The organism is Pedobacter cryoconitis, from assembly GCF_001590605.1.
GTDB classification, from domain to species: Bacteria; Bacteroidota; Bacteroidia; order Sphingobacteriales; family Sphingobacteriaceae; genus Pedobacter; species Pedobacter cryoconitis_A.
In genome coordinates this window covers 3,674,343-3,690,097 of the sequence record NZ_CP014504.1, presented here as the reverse complement: position 1 = coordinate 3,690,097, position 15,755 = coordinate 3,674,343, and the positions used below count along the sequence as shown (strand labels likewise).

The window sequence follows — 15,755 nt, the reverse complement described above, 5'->3', positions numbered from 1 at the left end:
ATTTATTGAGGTTTGGGAACTATTTTCGAACAAGGGTTGAAATTGTATAACCAATGTTGTTTTTTTCGTCCGGCCCGTAGCTGTTGCTGCTTTCCTCTTTCCAGTTATCCGGGTCTATGGCCGGGAAAAATGTATCTGCATCAAAATGGCCTTTAACAACCGTCAGATAGATTTTATCGGTGATATCCATTGCCATCTTATAAATCTGTGCCCCGCCTACAATAAACACTTCTTCATCAGGATCGCAAAGCGCTATAGCCTCTTCCAGTGTATTCACTACTTCTACCCCTGGTATTTCCAGACCGGCAGTGCGGGTAATTACCAGGTTACGGCGTTTGGGAAGCGGTTTCCCTACCGAATCGAATGTTTTGCGGCCCATGATCACTGTATGACCGCTGGTGGTATCCTTAAAATGTTTCAGATCACCTGGCAGGTGCCATAACAGTTGATTATTCTTTCCTATTCCATTATTTTCAGCAATGGCAACAATGATTGAGACGATCATACGGCAACAGCTCCTTTAATGTGCGGGTGTGGTTCGTAGTTTTTCAGGTTGAAGTCTTCAAACCTGAAACTGAAAATGTCTTTGACTTCCGGGTTGATTTCCATGACAGGTAAAGTTTTGGTATCCCTGCTTAATTGCAGTTTTGCCTGTTCAATATGATTATTATATAAATGTGCATCACCCAGGGTGTGGATGAATTCACCATATTCAAGATTGCATACCTGTGCGACCATCATCGTTAAAAGGGCATAAGAAGCTATATTGAAAGGTACACCTAAAAATATATCTGCGCTGCGCTGATAAAGCTGACAGCTTAATTTGCCGTCGGCCACATAAAATTGAAAGAGCGCATGACAAGGAGGAAGAGCCATCTGGTCAATATCAGCTACATTCCATGCGGAAACAATAATTCTTCTTGAATCCGGATTTGTTTTGAGGGTATGGATGATATTGCTGATCTGATCGATAAGCCTGCCGTCTGGTGTTGGCCATGACCGCCATTGCGAACCATAAACCGGCCCTAAATTGCCGTTCTCATCTGCCCATTCATCCCATATTTTGACATTGTTGTCTTTGAGGTATTTGATATTGGTATCCCCTTTTAAAAACCAGATCAGTTCGTGGATGATTGATTTAAGGTGTAATTTTTTTGTGGTCACCATAGGAAAACCTTCCTGAAGGTTAAAACGCATCTGATAGCCAAATGTACTGATGGTCCCTGTTCCCGTCCGGTCGTGTTTCTGTGCCCCATGGTCCAGCACGTATTGCATTAAGTCCAGATATTGTTTCATGTTGGAGGATAATTTCGCTTAAAATACAAAACTAAAACAAATAATGTAAAAAATAGGCGAATATAATAGGGCAGAATATTCCTTCCTTTTGTAAGTTTGTGATCCATACCTTTAAAAACACGCTAATGCTCGCATTTGCCAATGCTAAAATAAATCTCGGCTTAAATGTTATTGAGAAAAGAGCTGACGGATACCATAACCTGGAAACAGTTTTTTACCCGGTAAAGCTATATGATGTAGTAGAAATTACTGATGCTGCGGAGGTTTCCTGTCAGATCAGGGGGATTGATATTCCCGGGGAAATGACAGATAATATTTGTTTGAGCGCATTTAATCTGATTCAGAAAAATTTTGATATACCAGCCCAGCAGATCACTTTGTTAAAGAATATTCCCGTGGGTGCTGGTTTGGGAGGGGGGTCAGCTGATGCTGCTTTTCTGATTAAATTGTTGAATGCGAAGTTTAAACTGGGTTTGACAGCTCAGGTGATGGAAGATTATGCAGGGGAACTCGGTGCGGATTGTCCTTTCTTTATCAAAAATGAACCCGTATTTGCAACAGGTAAAGGAGATCAGTTTTCACCTGTAAACATAGATTTGTCCGGATACTTTATGGTTTTGGTTAAGCCTGCGGTACACGTTTCTACAGCAGCAGCATTCGGTACATTACAACCTGCTTTTCCGGAAACAGGATTAAAAGAATTGATCCAACTGCCTGTCAGTGAATGGAAGAAATCACTGAAAAATGATTTTGAGCAATCCGTTTTCTCCAAATACCCTGAAATTTCTCAAATAAAAGAGCAGCTTTATCTTGCGGGTGCTACATTTGCACTCATGAGTGGCAGTGGTTCAAGTGTATTTGCGATATTTGAGGAGGCAGTAACATTACCGCAACTGGAAAAAGATAATAAAGTGTTTTATAATATTTAGCGAGCAATGGAAATCAACTTAATACGTAAGAGCGGTCTATTCAATTTTGAAGCCGAAAATTCGGGAGGAAAAACTGTCGAACTGGATGCAAACCCTAAGATAGGTGGTGAAGGTAAAGGTTTCAGGCCTATGGAAATGTTACTGGTTGGCCTGGGTGGATGCAGCGGGATTGATGTGGTGAATGTACTGACTAAACAGAAAGAGCCATTAAACGATATTAAAATTAAAATAAATGCCACACGTAAGGATGAAGAAGTCCCTCCGATATTTGAGGTAATCGATATCCATTTTGATCTTTACGGAAACCTGAACGAACAAAAGGTAGAAAGAGCTTTAGCGCTGACTTTTGATAAATACTGTTCGGTTTCAAATATTTTAGGCCGTTCAGCGACCATCAACTTTTCATATACTATCCATAATTAATATCATGCAAGAAGATAATTTTGAAACCCTGGCCATCCGTTTGCAAACTGAGCGCAGCCAGTATAAAGAACATTCAGTACCCCTTTACTTAACTTCAAGTTATAAGTTTGATGATTCCGAAGAGATGCGGGCATTGTTTGCAAATGAAAAAGAAGGAAATGTTTACAGTCGTTATGCCAATCCGAATACTTCAGAGCTGATTGAAAAGATGGCAGCGCTGGAAGGGGCAGAAACAGGTTGGGTAACTGCGACAGGGATGGCTGCTATTTTTACCACATTTGCTACGTTTCTGAGTGCAGGGGATCATATTTTATCAAGCCGTTCTGTTTTCGGTTCTTCTCACCAGTTGCTGAACGGGATTTTTCCTAAATGGAATATTTCCTATACTTATGCTGACCTGGATAAAAAAGAACAGTGGGAAAATGGTATTCAGGCAAATACTAAAGTAATTTTTGTTGAAACACCTTCTAATCCTGGAATTGATATTATCGATTTAGAGTGGATTGGTCAGCTGGCTAAGAAACATGGTATATTATTGATCGTTGATAACTGTTTTGCAACTCCTTATTTACAGCAGCCACTAAAATATGGTGCTGATATTTCTATACACTCTGCGACGAAATTTATTGATGGACAGGGGCGTACTTTAGGTGGTGTGATTTTAGGTTCTGATAAATTGATCAGACAAATTGAAGGTTTCGCGAGACATAGCGGACCAGCAATGTCACCGTTTAATGCCTGGATCTTGTCTAAGAGTTTAGAAACACTGGCTGTGCGTATGGACAGACATTGTGAAAGTGCTTTAAAAGTAGCTGAATTTTTAGAAGCACATGCTAAAGTTAAACAGGTTAGATATCCGTTTTTACCTTCGCACCCGCAGTATGATATTGCTAAAAAGCAAATGAAATTGGGTGGTGGTATTGTGACCTTGACTATCAATGGCGGTGTCAAAGCAGCTGGTAGTTTTATGGATAAACTGAAAATGTTTTCTATTTCAGCGAACCTTGGTGATACCCGTTCTATTGCTACACATCCGGCAACAAGTACGCATGCGAAACTGACTGAAGAAGAAAGATTGCAGGTGGGTATCGAGCAGGGAACTGTCCGCCTTTCTATCGGATTGGAACATATCAATGATATTATTGCTGATATTGAGCAGGCATTGAGTTAATAATAATATGGAAATGGTTATCGTCGTTTGGAGGATAACCATTTTTAACCTGTTACTTTTTACCTTTGAAGATATTGATAAATTTATCCAGAAGGGTTTGTTTCGCGACCGGGATTTCAAATCCTGAGGCTTTTAATTTTCTGCTATATTCTTCTGCCAGAACCTTGTTTTCAAAACCAGGTACATAGGTGTAAACTTCATATAAATTCAGGTTAGCCTCTTCATAACCTAATTCTGCTGCTTTTTTATAGCGGTCAATGGCCAGGGGGATATTGACTTTCATCTCTATTCCATCTTGTGCATAAGTACCGAGTTGCCAATGCGCGTAACTTTCATTATCGGCAGCTGCTTTGACTAAATAAGACAATGCCTTAACGGTGTTGCCAAGATGGTTATATAGCCAGCCTAATTCAACAGCTACGCTTTCACCTTCTTTTTCTGCTATCAAATAATACTTTAAAGCCAGTTCGTAATTTTCAGGGCTTCTTGGCATAAGGTCATAGTAATAGGTTCCGAGCTTAAAAGCTGCTGGTTGATAACCTGCCTCAAAGGCCTTTGTATACCAATAGCACATTTGCAACTCATCTGGCGGAATTCCCATACCAGCCGAATAACAAAGACCTGTGTTGTACATTCCGACGACAGAACCTGCTTTTGCTGAACCCAGAAATAATTGAAAGGATGCTTCTTCGTTTTTATATTCCGGATAAAGATCATCTGCATCTTCATAAATAAGAGCCAGATCATTCATTGAATACGCATGATTCAGTGCTACGGCCTCCTGAAAAAGTTTGACAGCTTTTGCTATATCCGCTTTTTTTGCTGTTGCCAGCAATGTTTTTGCCTGTTTATAAAGCGAATCTCCCGGAGGAAGATCTTTATTGATGAAGGCTTGAAGCTGCGTGGCCTGATCTGCATTGAAATAATAATAGCCATATTCACTATTTGAATCAATATAATCCTGCAATATTTGCGGGTCAGCATCAGTGATCTTCTCTTGATGAATCAAGTAAACTTTATTGTCTTTATAAGCATAACAAGAATCTTCGTGATCATTGCTACTGATGATAAAGTCATAAATAACAGGTGATTGAGATTTTCCGAATGGATTGATCATACCCCATAAACCATTTTGCTGAACAGCAAGGGTAGTCTGATTCAAGACATCAATCTGGTCGTAGCAGATTTCTGTGATTTGCTGATTAAAATTACCCACTGAAAGATAAATTCCATATTTCTTACCTTTCTTGATTTTTAGAAATGTGCAATATTCATCTTTCGCTTCATCAGGTATAGCCGGATATAAAACTTGACTTGGTTCATTTAAAACCAAGTCAAGTTTTTCAATTTTATCATATATAAAATCAAGTAGCAGTTCTCCTTTGTAATTTATTAAACCTTGTTTTTTCTGCTTTTTAAGGATGAAAATGGTGTAGAGGTTCTCTTTTATCTTCTCATAACCGCTGATGAGCAGTTGTGCCTGATCATTGTATAATAAATTCTCTGTTGTGTTCTCGCTTTTGATCAGTTCATAGAGGTAGGATTCCACAGGAATATTAAAGCTGTTCACAAAATGCGGGTCACCCTCAGTTAGCCACACAAAGCGGTTAGTATAGATGAACTTTGTCTCTTTAGCTGGAACAGGAGTTGTAAAGGTAGATCCGTAATCATCCGAAGTTATAGGCTCTTCATGTTCAAAAGGAATGAGGATTGTATTTTTGATATCAATCACTCCCCATTTATCATTTAGCCTGGCCGTGAAATAGCTGCCGTCTGAAAGTATATCTGTCAGATCCTGGTATTGAAAATCAACAACGATTAATCCATTTTTATCAATTAAGCCATACTGGTCTGCTTTGACTACAGCCGCATAATCTCCTTCAAAATCAAAAGCATCGTCAAACTGAGGCTTTATAAATTCCTGACCACTTTTGTTTATATAGCCAAACTGACCGCCCGTGGAGACCACAGCAATATCATCATAGCTAAAATCATAAATGTGCTCATAAACCGGAGCAATTAAAATTTTTCCATCCCCATCTTTTAAACCTTTCAGTCCATTTTCTTCGAAAATCCCGGCATCTTCGGGTTCAGGATGGTCAATCATGGCCCATCCATAATCAAATCCTTCGTAATTCAACAGTGCTTTGAAATCTTTGAAACCCTGGCCTGTGAACTCGGAGAACAAGGAAAGCTTTAACTGCGTGAAATCATCAGTATCCATCGCATTGGTGAGAATTGCATTGTTGTATCTGATGTTTTCCAACCATTCCTGTGCCTGATCGCCATGTGTTTCTTCGCTCATGTTAAATACATCAGAAGCATTGAGCAAGAAGTAAGGCTGGTCTAAGCCATCCAGGTATGTAAAGAGCCGCTCTTTAGCGAGTCGAAAAGCTTCAACATTATCAATTAATTCATCCTGATACTTTTCGATGAAATTGTAGAACCTTTTGAAGTTTTCTATACCTGCCGCAGCGTGGTAAAAAAGAACAGGGCTATCTTCTGGTTCCTCTGGATTAAAACTAAGATGGACATCAAAGCTACCGTCTGCAATGATACGACCGTCACTGACTAACAAGGGGTGAAGCAGAATAGAAAGTTCATACCCCCATTCCATCATTTCTATGCTTTGCGCATTATACGCATCGGGTTCACTGGTGTTATACAAGTATACTCTGTGTGACATAGGTTAAATAATTATTTTTATCTACTTTGGCGAAACTATGAAAATATCAGCTGCTATAGTACTACTTTCATTGATTTTTATCCAGGCAAACGGACAGTCTATCATCCATCCACAAGCTAAATTAAAAATTGTTAACCCATCGATTATTGTATTGGGTAATGTGCAGGATGGAGGATCACCACATATTGGTTGTACGAAGGCTTGTTGTAAAGAGCTGTTCCTTAATCCAGATCCAACCCGTATGGTTTCCTCGCTTGGGGTTATTGACCCTGAGAACAAATTAAACTGGTTATTTGATGCTACTCCAGATTTTACTTTTCAGTTGAAAGCACTTGGGAAAGCCTCAGGATTCAGTACCAAAGAAGTTCCTGACGGCATTTTTATTACACATGCACATATTGGGCATTATACTGGTTTAATGTATCTGGGCAGGGAAGCACTGAACGCTAAACAAGTACCTGTTTATGCCATGCCAAAAATGAAGTCATTTTTGGAACATAACGGGCCATGGAGTCAACTCGTCTCCCTGAATAATATCAGTATCAAACCTATTCAGGACGGACAGATAAACACTTTGTCTTCTAATATTAAAGTAACAGCTTTTAAAGTCCCGCACCGGGATGAGTTTTCTGAAACAGCAGGGTATCAGATCGAAGGGCCAAATAAAAAAGCATTGTTTATCCCGGACATAGACAAATGGTCAAAATGGGATAAAAATATCCTGGATGAAATCAAGAAGGTAGATTATGCGTTTATTGACGCTACATTTTATGATGCCATAGAGATGAACAACAGACCGATTACTGAAATTCCGCATCCTTTGGTCGTGGAGAGTATGGAACTATTTAAAAACCTGCCTTTAAAGGAAAAAGATAAAATCTACTTTATCCATTTGAACCATACCAATCCTTTATTGAACCCGGAAAGTGGACAAACGAAAATCGTCCTTAAAAGCGGGTTCCATATTGCAAGGTATAATGACGTATTTGAATTGTAAAAAGGATTAGCTGATATAATCTCTGTCTTCGTCACTCAAAGCACCTTTTACAGGAGGTGAATTAACGGGAAGGGTTTCATCTTCATTTCTATCATAAGTACTGATGACAGTTCTCGGACGGCCCGCCCAATAACCTAGCAGAAAGCCAGCAAAAGTGCATATTCCTACAACCAGTAATTTAGAAATGTCCTTTTTAACGAATATAAAGTCGAATTGTACTGCGTCTGTATTCATCATCAGAAAAATGGTGATTAATACGGTGAGAATGATGATGAGGATAGTTTTAGTACGCATGAGCTTAGAAAGTATAGTTAACAATTAATTCAAAGATAGGGTTATGATGATATTCCTTGTTCACAAACACAAATCTTGTACCTAAATCAACATTTGGCTGATAACGCAGCAGATTCATATTACCGTGTAATTCAAATCCATATGTTTTGGGCTGCGAAAGGTTGCTATCTGTACCCACATTCTCATAGTGACAGAACACACCTCCTCTTACATTTCTGATATAAGCCAGTGGGCCGAGTTCTGCATCAGGATAAAAAAGCGGGAAACGATAATTGAAAAGTAAAGTGTTTTTAAGCCTGCTTTTCGCCATGATATTGTTGTAACCATAAACGGTATTGATATCGTTATTGTAAGTCCGGATCCCAGTAGCTTCCTGGTAATTAAAGTTGGCCAGGAAAGAATGGTTTTTAGCCAGTCCGGGAAAATAAAGGAAGCCTGCGACTGCAAATAAATCACCACTTAACTGTTTATCGAAAGGCTGACTGTAATAAGAGAACCTTACGATCTGAGCCCATTTAGGGGCAATGTCCCTTTCGGCAGTTCTGGTGGTATGCGTAAATGTGAAACCTGTTTCTAATGGAAAGTGGATAGCTGTGACGAAATTGGCAGGTAAATTTTGCGTATCATACCTTTGCGTATAACTGGTTCCGGCATTCACTGAAAAATTGTAATTGTGATTTTGTGCACTCAGATTGATTGGGACAACCGCCTGAAGCCTTACATAATTCTCTCTCCAGTCTCCTTGTCTTGTACCTGCGCCTGTAGCATAAAAAGTTCTGCGTGGGCGGTTACTGTAAGTCAGGTTAAAAATAGGATACAAACTTTTAAAACTTGCCCCGGCATTATATTCAAAGCGGCCAAGATCGCGCTGGTAATTTACCCCTGCATAAGCATCAAAAGTATTCAGCAGATTATTTGAGTTGAATTGTAAGCCTCCTTTATATTCATCTTCGATTACTGGGATCAGGCTATGTATATTAATCAGATGGCCCAGTTTGTGGTAAGGGGTAGAGGTAAAGCTGCTGTCAGGAATGTTATCAAATACATTACCTGTGTTTTCCTGCTTTTCGGCGGCAGCGCCAAAGAAAACGAAATTGTCTTTACCCGGTTTTTGTTCCTCGATTTTCGTTTGGGCAATCTCATAACCAAACAGGTTATAATTATTGAATAAGATACTATCTGTTCCTTTAATGACCGAAGGGTTAAATGCACCGTATTTTGAAGCGCTCAGCGCACTTATTTTTTTAGAATTGACGTCTATGCTGTAAATGTTGTTGATGCCATTGTAATGCGCGTTAAACGCGATATTTGCGCCTAAGAATATTGGTCTGCTTAACTGTTGCGGGGTTTCGTTGATCAGTTTGGTAGTTTTACCACTGGCATCTACTGTCCAGAGTGCTTTACCTGCTTCTTTAACACTGACGTAAGTAATCACTGAGCCATCATTGTTAAAAGATGGCGTTTGTATTAACAGGTTTTCAGGATTTGGATAGGTCCGGATGATTTTACCGTTAGCAGCATCCATGACGATTAATTGTACTTTATTGCTGAAGTCAATTTGAACGGCAACGATCTTGGAACCATCCGCAGAAAGCGTAGGGGAAAAGATCCTGGATTTGGAACTTAACTTATTCAATTTCCTGGTTTGCAGGTTATAAGTGCAGATTACACTGTAACTCCTTTGTTGAAATCTCGGATCAAGTCTGACTTCGTCCCAAACGATCAAATTATTCGCATAGCTGAACCAGGGCTGTTCTTGTTGGCCAATTCCTTGTATTCTTTGTTCTCTCTTGTCCTGGTCTATCAGCACAAATGCTGCTGGCATAGCTTTACTTTGTTTAAGTACGAGAATTTTTCCGTCTGTCATTTTCACAGGAAGAGAATAATCTGTTGCATATTTTGCCTCCTGATTTAATACTGGATAATCTTTAGCAGGGCTGAGTTCAGCTTGCTTTTCCCAATCTGCTTTAACTTTTGCTGATGTATATTCGTACCAGTCCTTCCCGTTTTTACCACTATATTTTTTAAGACTTTTGGCAAATGGATAAATGCGTACCGGACGATCTTTAATGTCAGTTAATACACTGTCAAAAACAAACTTTCCGGCAGCTTGTCTGATTTGAGAAGCCATCAGATAGCCGATCTGATAATAACCAGGGGCCACATCCTTTTGGGAACCGAAATTTGCTTTACTATAAGAAAGGTTTTTCCCCTGGAGCAGTGCGGTCCGGTAAGGCATAATCCAGTTGGGCTGGCGTCCGCGCCCTGCGTGTGTAAGGGATGTTTCATTAGATACTGCATCTCCTTCAAAGAACCATAAAGGGATACTTATACCCATCCATGCAAAGTATACTTGTTCGGGAAATGGATAAGCCCGGCCATTGGTCAGTTTATCAAACTGTGCCGCGTGACGCAGTTCGTGAACGGCCAGGTTGTTCAACCAATCCTGACTGTCAAATTGTTGAGGCGGGGTGGTATTGAATTCTGATTTTTTAGGGCCAAGTTGAACGAAGCCATTCGCAATCACGCCCTGGTTTTGAAACACAATCGGGATCGTAGTTTTCCTGACGTTCAGGCTGCGGCCTACCTTGGGGAAAATATAACGGATATTATTGGCCATCCGCTGTGCTTCAGATTCCATTTCTACAGGATAAATGATTTGGAAGCCTGAGGTATTAATTTGCCTCCAATTTACACCTAAAGGGTTCTGTAGCCCACCAAAAATCTGAGCGGTGGCTTTATCTGTGAGAGCTATTGAAATTAGTAGTATGAAGGCGGTGATTATAAATTTATTATTCTTTGTTTTATAGTGCATTATGTTGTTGTACTAAAAGAATTGTGTTTTTGAGTGGTCCTTTTTCTTTGTGCTCAAGATACAGTTATTCCTCACAATTTATAAACAAATTTATCAGCTAAATTTAATGGAAGTACTGGTAATCCGGGAGCGTAATTAGCTTTTGCTCTGACGTTTCTTGTAGATAGGGTATAAAAATACGGCACCTAAAATCAAGGCAGAGCCCATATAGAACCCGGCCGACATCGTCTCTTTGTGCCCAAAGAAAAGAAAGGCTAAAATGATTCCATAAACAGGTTCAAGATTACTGATGAGTGCAACCCGGAATGCCGAAAGTGTGCGCATTACAGAGACTCCTGCAATGTAAGCAAGTGCAGTGCAGACTGTGCCTAATATCATCAGGTAAATCCAATCGGATACACTCAGATTGAAACTCTCCTGCAGCAGGCTATGGTCAAATAAACGGTAAATTGTAATCCAGAAAAAAGCACCGGAAAGCTCATAAAAGCTAATCAGTTTGGCGTCGCTTTTTTGTGCGAAATTAGAATTGATAATAGAGAATAAACTCGAAGCTACCGCTGCCGAAAGACCAAAAATAATACCGGCTGTATAGTTGGATTCGAAATGAAAGATCAGATAAATTCCAAAAATGATCACTATTCCAATAAAGATATCGCTGATTTGAACGGCTGTCCTTTTGATGATAGGTTCAAGGATAGCGGTAAATAAGGTGAAAGAGGACAGGCACACCAAGGTGACTGATACTGTTGATACTTTGATGGCCTGAAAGAAAAGAATCCAGTGAAGGGCCACAATACTTCCCGTAAAGAAAAATTGCAGAAACTCTTTTTTAGTTACCTTGATACTAAACTTTGTGGCTTTAAAATAAATCAGTAAAGTAATGCTGGCAATTAAAACTCTGTACCAGACCATTTCTACAGAACCTACTGAAATCAATGCACCCAGAATTCCGGTGAACCCCCAGATAAAAACAGTAGCGTGAAGGATCAGCAGATTTCTGTTGATTGCTGAGGGAGAGAGCGGTTTCATTATTTAGGTGCTTTTTTTAACAGATAAAGGCCCAGTAATCCGAAGAAAATAGTGGGGATCAGAACAGCCAGCAGCGGGGGAATTCCGCCTTTCAGCGAAAACATCTTCGCGAACTGGTTCATAACAATATACAGGAAACTCAGAATAATCCCTATTCCTAAAGGAAGACCAACCCCGCCTCTTACCTTACGGGAAGACAGGGCGACACCAATCAGTGTTAATACAAAAGCAGATAAGGGTTGTAACCAGCGTTTATACTGTTCAAAAAGTAAATCATTTTCTATACCTGTACCCCTGGTTTTTTCTTTCTTGATCTTATCAGAAAGCTCCTTGTTTGTTAAAATTTCATAAATGTTATCATAAGCAGAGAAATCATCCGGACGCATATCCAGAATCGTATCTTTTGGTTTATCAATGCTTTTAAACATGTTTTCTTTCAGTCCGTTGATCGTTCTGATCGAATAATTGGTTAATTTCCAGCTGCGTTTTAAGGAATCCCATTTAATCTGATCCGCAATAACTTTTTTGGTCAGTACATCTCCCTTAAAATTGTCCAGCATAAAACGATAGCCCGTTTTGGTTTTATTCTCAAAACTTTCCATGTAGATGTAAGTATTGTCATCCAGTTTCATGTGAATCTGGAGTTTACTTGTGGGGTCGTTCTTTTTTACATAAGTATTTTCGAACGTGTTTTTGAGCTGGTTGGTATAGGGGAGGACATATAAATTGGAGCCCAGATTGGCTGCAAATATGATAAATGCGGAAATGAAATAAGGTTGTAAAAAACGATTGAAACTTACACCTCCGCTTAAAATCGGAACAATCTCTGTCTGATCGGCCATCTTTGCGGTAAAGAAAATTACTGCAATAAAGTTGATCAGTGGTGAGAGCATATTCACGTAAAACGGAATAGAGCCCGCGTAATATTGAGAAAGGACCTGCCAGGCAGACAACTTACTTCTTAAAAAGTCGTCCATCTTTTCTGATAAATCAAAAATTACAATAATGACCACGAAAATACTCAGGGTATAAATGAATGTACCCAGGTATTTCCCAATAATATAACGGTCAATAATTTTAAATCTGCCCTTGAGGATATTCATTTATAATTTATTCCCTAATATAGTCACCATTTTATTCTTCCAGGCGTAAAACTCGCCGCTGATGATCTTTTCTCTGGCTTCTTTAACTAACCAAAGATAGAAGTGAAGATTATGCAAAGTTGCAATCTGTGCACCTAACATCTCTTTAGAGTGCATTAAGTGTCTCAGGTATGCTTTTGAATAAACCTGGTCAGCGTATAAATCACTTTCTGCATCAATAGGAGAAAAGTCATCAGCCCATTTTTTGTTGCCAATGTTAATGATCCCGTTTCTGGTGAAAAGCATTCCGTTTCTTGCATTTCTGGTCGGCATTACACAGTCGAACATATCTACTCCTAACGCTATATTTTCTAAAATATTGATCGGAGTACCTACACCCATTAAATAACGAGGTTTATCAGCAGGTAAAATGTCGCAGACTACTTCGGTCATGCCATACATTTCTTCTGCAGGTTCTCCTACCGAAAGACCACCAATCGCATTTCCTTCACGACCCATTGAGGCAATAAATTCTGCAGATTTCTTTCTCAGGTCTTTATAAACAGATCCTTGAACAATAGGGAACAGGGTCTGATCGAAACCATATTTAGGCTCAGTGGTATCAAAGCGTGCGCAGCAACGTTTTAACCAGCGGTGCGTCATGTTGATGGAATTCGCTGCATATTTATAATCACATGGATAAGGTGTACATTCATCAAATGCCATAATAATATCGGCACCAATGGTCCGTTGAATATCCATTGCATATTCAGGAGTAAAAAGGTGTTTTGAGCCATCAATATGTGAACGGAAAGTAACTCCTTCTTCCTTGATCTTGTTTACTTTACTTAAAGAATAAACCTGGTAGCCTCCGCTATCTGTTAAAATAGGGCGGTCCCAGCCTATAAATTTATGCAGTCCACCCGCACCTTCCAGTACATCAAGTCCTGGCCGCAAGTATAAATGATAAGTATTTCCTAAAATAATCTGTGCATCAATATCATTTTTAAGCTCGCGCTGATGCACTGCTTTTACCGTTCCTGCGGTGCCCACGGGCATAAAAATCGGTGTTTGGATGTCTCCATGAGCAGTAGTAACTGTTCCTGCTCTTGCTTTTGACTGAGGGTCGTTTGCCTGTAAGGTAAATTTCATAAATGTGTGTACGCTTCAAAAAATCTCGGCAAAAGTATGAAAAAACACCCGGTTCTCGATTTTTTTATCAATATATGGCTGCATTACAGATTAAAAATCAGAAATTTGACGCTTGTCAAAAAAACCATCGTGGAATTAACCTTACTAGAGAGTTGCCTGCTGGGTGCCCTCGTTTTTTGTTTTGCCGTTCAGCTGTATTTTAGTTTATTTATACATTTAAAACTGGCCCTTATTAAAGTAGAAGAGCTGCCAGCACAGGCTTCTAAGCCATTGAGTGTAATTATTTGCGCACGTAATGAGGCAGAAAATCTGACGCAGTACCTGCCTGCAGTATTACAACAGAACTACCCTGATTTTGAAGTTATTGTCGTGAACGACCGTTCCTGGGATCAGACCCGCGAGGTATTGAAAGGATTCGTTGCACAATATAAACAGCTGAAAGTAGTAACGGTTGCTGAAGGAGAAAAGTTCATTGCTGGTAAAAAATTCGCTGTGACTATGGGAATTAAGGCCGCTTCCAATGAGTGGCTGGTCTTTACCGATGCAGATTGTGTACCTGCTTCAGAAAACTGGTTATCAGGAATGCAGCAGCCCGAAAATGACGAGACTGCCATTGTACTGGGTTATTCCCCTTATATCCGCAGACGTGGCTTATTGAATAGCCTGATCCGTTTTGAAACCTTTTTTACTGCTGTCAACTATCTTGCATTCGCCATTCAGGGGATGCCTTATATGGGGGTGGGCAGGAATATGGCCTATAAAAAGTCTCTCTTTTTTAAGAATAAAGGTTTCGCAGCGCATATGCATATCCCATCGGGGGATGACGATTTATTCGTGAATGCACATGCCACCCGTCATAATACAGAAATTCGTCTGAACCGGAGCACACAGGTGTGGTCTGCGCCGAATACGAGCTTCTCAGCTTATCTGAGACAAAAGAAAAGACATTTTGGTGCCGGTAAATTTTACAAGGCCAAACATAAATTTATTTTATCGGTACAGATCATATTTCAATTTTTGTTCTATGCCCTGTTCATCGCATTACTGTTTTTTAAACCTGCTAACTATCTGGCCGGTGGTATTTTTGCACTAAGCCTGATCATTAGAAGTTTTATCTATCCCCGTTTGCTTAAACGCTTGAATTATCCTGATTTGAGATGGTGGTTTCCTTTTTTGGATATTCTACTGTTCATTTTCTTAGTGTTTAATGGCATTCTGTCTATATTTGTTAAAAAAGTAAAGTGGAAATAAGTTCAACCCTCATACAAAAGTATTTTAAAGATCTCAGCGCAGATCAGATCAGCAAGTTTGACCAGTTGTTTGATTTATATAGTTTCTGGAATGCGCAGATCAATGTGATCTCCAGGAAGGATATTGAAGAATTATATGAACGTCATATCCTGCATTCTTTAGGGATCGCTAAATTCTGTACCTTCAAACCAGGAGAGAAAGTCCTTGATGTAGGTACTGGTGGTGGTTTTCCGGGTATTCCTTTAGCGATATTATTTCCTGAAACAGAGTTTCACCTGGTAGATTCTATTGGTAAAAAGATTAAGGTGGTTACTGAAGTTGCTGCTGCACTGGGCTTGAAGAATGTGAAAGCATCGCATTTAAGAGCAGAGCAAGTGGATGATAAATATGATTTCGTGGTGTCCCGTGCGGTTACCCGCCTGATAGATTTTTATCCATGGATCAAAGATAAATTCAATAAAAACTCTAAAAATGCAATTGCCAACGGCATTTTATATTTAAAAGGTGGAGAATTAGAAGAGGAAATTAAAGAGTCAAGATTAAAAGCTGAGTTATATCCTTTAGCTGCTTATTTTGAAGAAGATTTCTTCGAGACTAAGTTCGTGGTTTATATCCCTTGTTAATTAAGGG

At 39.5% G+C, this 15,755-nt stretch carries 14 protein-coding genes; 6 read left to right on the top strand and 8 right to left on the bottom strand.

Annotated features, from left to right (window positions below):
* Window positions 1-19: 19 nt before the first annotated feature.
* Window positions 20-505, bottom strand: coding sequence for a dihydrofolate reductase (locus AY601_RS15125; RefSeq protein ID WP_068402549.1), 486 nt, complete (start codon window positions 503-505; stop codon window positions 20-22).
* Window positions 502-1,296, bottom strand: coding sequence for a thymidylate synthase (locus AY601_RS15120; protein ID WP_068402547.1), 795 nt, complete (start codon window positions 1,294-1,296; stop codon window positions 502-504). Before AY601_RS15120 ends, AY601_RS15125 begins: the two co-directional genes overlap by 4 nt.
* Before the next feature lie 125 nt (window positions 1,297-1,421).
* Here AY601_RS15120 and ispE point away from each other — a divergent pair, with 125 nt between their 5' ends.
* The 3 genes from ispE to AY601_RS15105 are packed head-to-tail and all read left to right on the top strand — an operon-like array spanning window position 1,422 to window position 3,819.
* On the top strand, window positions 1,422-2,225 hold the full coding sequence (ispE, locus tag AY601_RS15115) for a 4-(cytidine 5'-diphospho)-2-C-methyl-D-erythritol kinase (RefSeq protein WP_068402545.1): 804 nt from the start codon (window positions 1,422-1,424) through the stop codon (window positions 2,223-2,225).
* A gap of 6 nt (window positions 2,226-2,231) precedes the next feature.
* On the top strand, window positions 2,232-2,648 hold the full coding sequence (locus tag AY601_RS15110; RefSeq protein ID WP_068402543.1) for an OsmC family protein: 417 nt from the start codon (window positions 2,232-2,234) through the stop codon (window positions 2,646-2,648).
* 4 nt (window positions 2,649-2,652) lie between these two features.
* Window positions 2,653-3,819: a trans-sulfuration enzyme family protein gene (locus tag AY601_RS15105; RefSeq protein ID WP_068402541.1), complete on the top strand. Its 1,167-nt coding sequence runs from the start codon at window positions 2,653-2,655 to the stop codon at window positions 3,817-3,819.
* Window positions 3,820-3,871: 52 nt separating this feature from the next.
* On the opposite strand, the gene AY601_RS15100 is transcribed toward AY601_RS15105, so the two are convergent.
* Complete coding sequence (locus tag AY601_RS15100) at window positions 3,872-6,505, bottom strand: SEL1-like repeat protein (RefSeq protein WP_068402539.1); 2,634 nt, start codon at window positions 6,503-6,505, stop codon at window positions 3,872-3,874.
* A 37-nt stretch (window positions 6,506-6,542) separates the two neighbouring features.
* Here AY601_RS15100 and AY601_RS15095 point away from each other — a divergent pair, with 37 nt between their 5' ends.
* Entirely contained in the window at window positions 6,543-7,502 is a 960-nt protein-coding gene (locus AY601_RS15095; RefSeq protein WP_068402537.1) for an MBL fold metallo-hydrolase, read from the top strand.
* Between the two features lie 6 nt (window positions 7,503-7,508).
* Here the strand turns inward: AY601_RS15095 and AY601_RS15090 are convergent, their stop codons facing one another.
* From AY601_RS15090 to tgt, 5 genes are all read right to left on the bottom strand, one after another.
* Window positions 7,509-7,796: a LapA family protein gene (locus AY601_RS15090; protein WP_068402535.1), complete on the bottom strand. Its 288-nt coding sequence runs from the start codon at window positions 7,794-7,796 to the stop codon at window positions 7,509-7,511.
* A 4-nt stretch (window positions 7,797-7,800) separates the two neighbouring features.
* Window positions 7,801-10,437: a TolB family protein gene (locus tag AY601_RS15085; protein ID WP_232324610.1), complete on the bottom strand. Its 2,637-nt coding sequence runs from the start codon at window positions 10,435-10,437 to the stop codon at window positions 7,801-7,803.
* 309 nt (window positions 10,438-10,746) lie between these two features.
* A complete protein-coding gene (locus AY601_RS15080) occupies window positions 10,747-11,640 on the bottom strand; it encodes a DMT family transporter (RefSeq protein WP_068402531.1) in 894 nt (297 codons plus the stop codon).
* Window positions 11,640-12,743, bottom strand: coding sequence for an LptF/LptG family permease (locus AY601_RS15075; RefSeq protein ID WP_068402529.1), 1,104 nt, complete (start codon window positions 12,741-12,743; stop codon window positions 11,640-11,642). The genes AY601_RS15080 and AY601_RS15075 overlap by 1 nt, the downstream gene beginning before the upstream one ends.
* The gene (gene tgt, locus AY601_RS15070) at window positions 12,744-13,874 is read right to left on the bottom strand and encodes a tRNA guanosine(34) transglycosylase Tgt (protein WP_068402527.1); all 1,131 of its coding nucleotides are present in this window, start codon (window positions 13,872-13,874) and stop codon (window positions 12,744-12,746) included.
* A gap of 36 nt (window positions 13,875-13,910) precedes the next feature.
* Here tgt and AY601_RS15065 point away from each other — a divergent pair, with 36 nt between their 5' ends.
* A complete protein-coding gene (locus AY601_RS15065; RefSeq protein ID WP_084359573.1) occupies window positions 13,911-15,125 on the top strand; it encodes a glycosyltransferase in 1,215 nt (404 codons plus the stop codon).
* Window positions 15,116-15,748 (top strand): 16S rRNA (guanine(527)-N(7))-methyltransferase RsmG, encoded by a 633-nt coding sequence (gene rsmG / locus AY601_RS15060; protein ID WP_084359298.1) that lies wholly within the window; start codon window positions 15,116-15,118, stop codon window positions 15,746-15,748. The genes AY601_RS15065 and rsmG overlap by 10 nt, the downstream gene beginning before the upstream one ends.
* The last annotated feature ends 7 nt before the right edge of the window (window positions 15,749-15,755 follow it).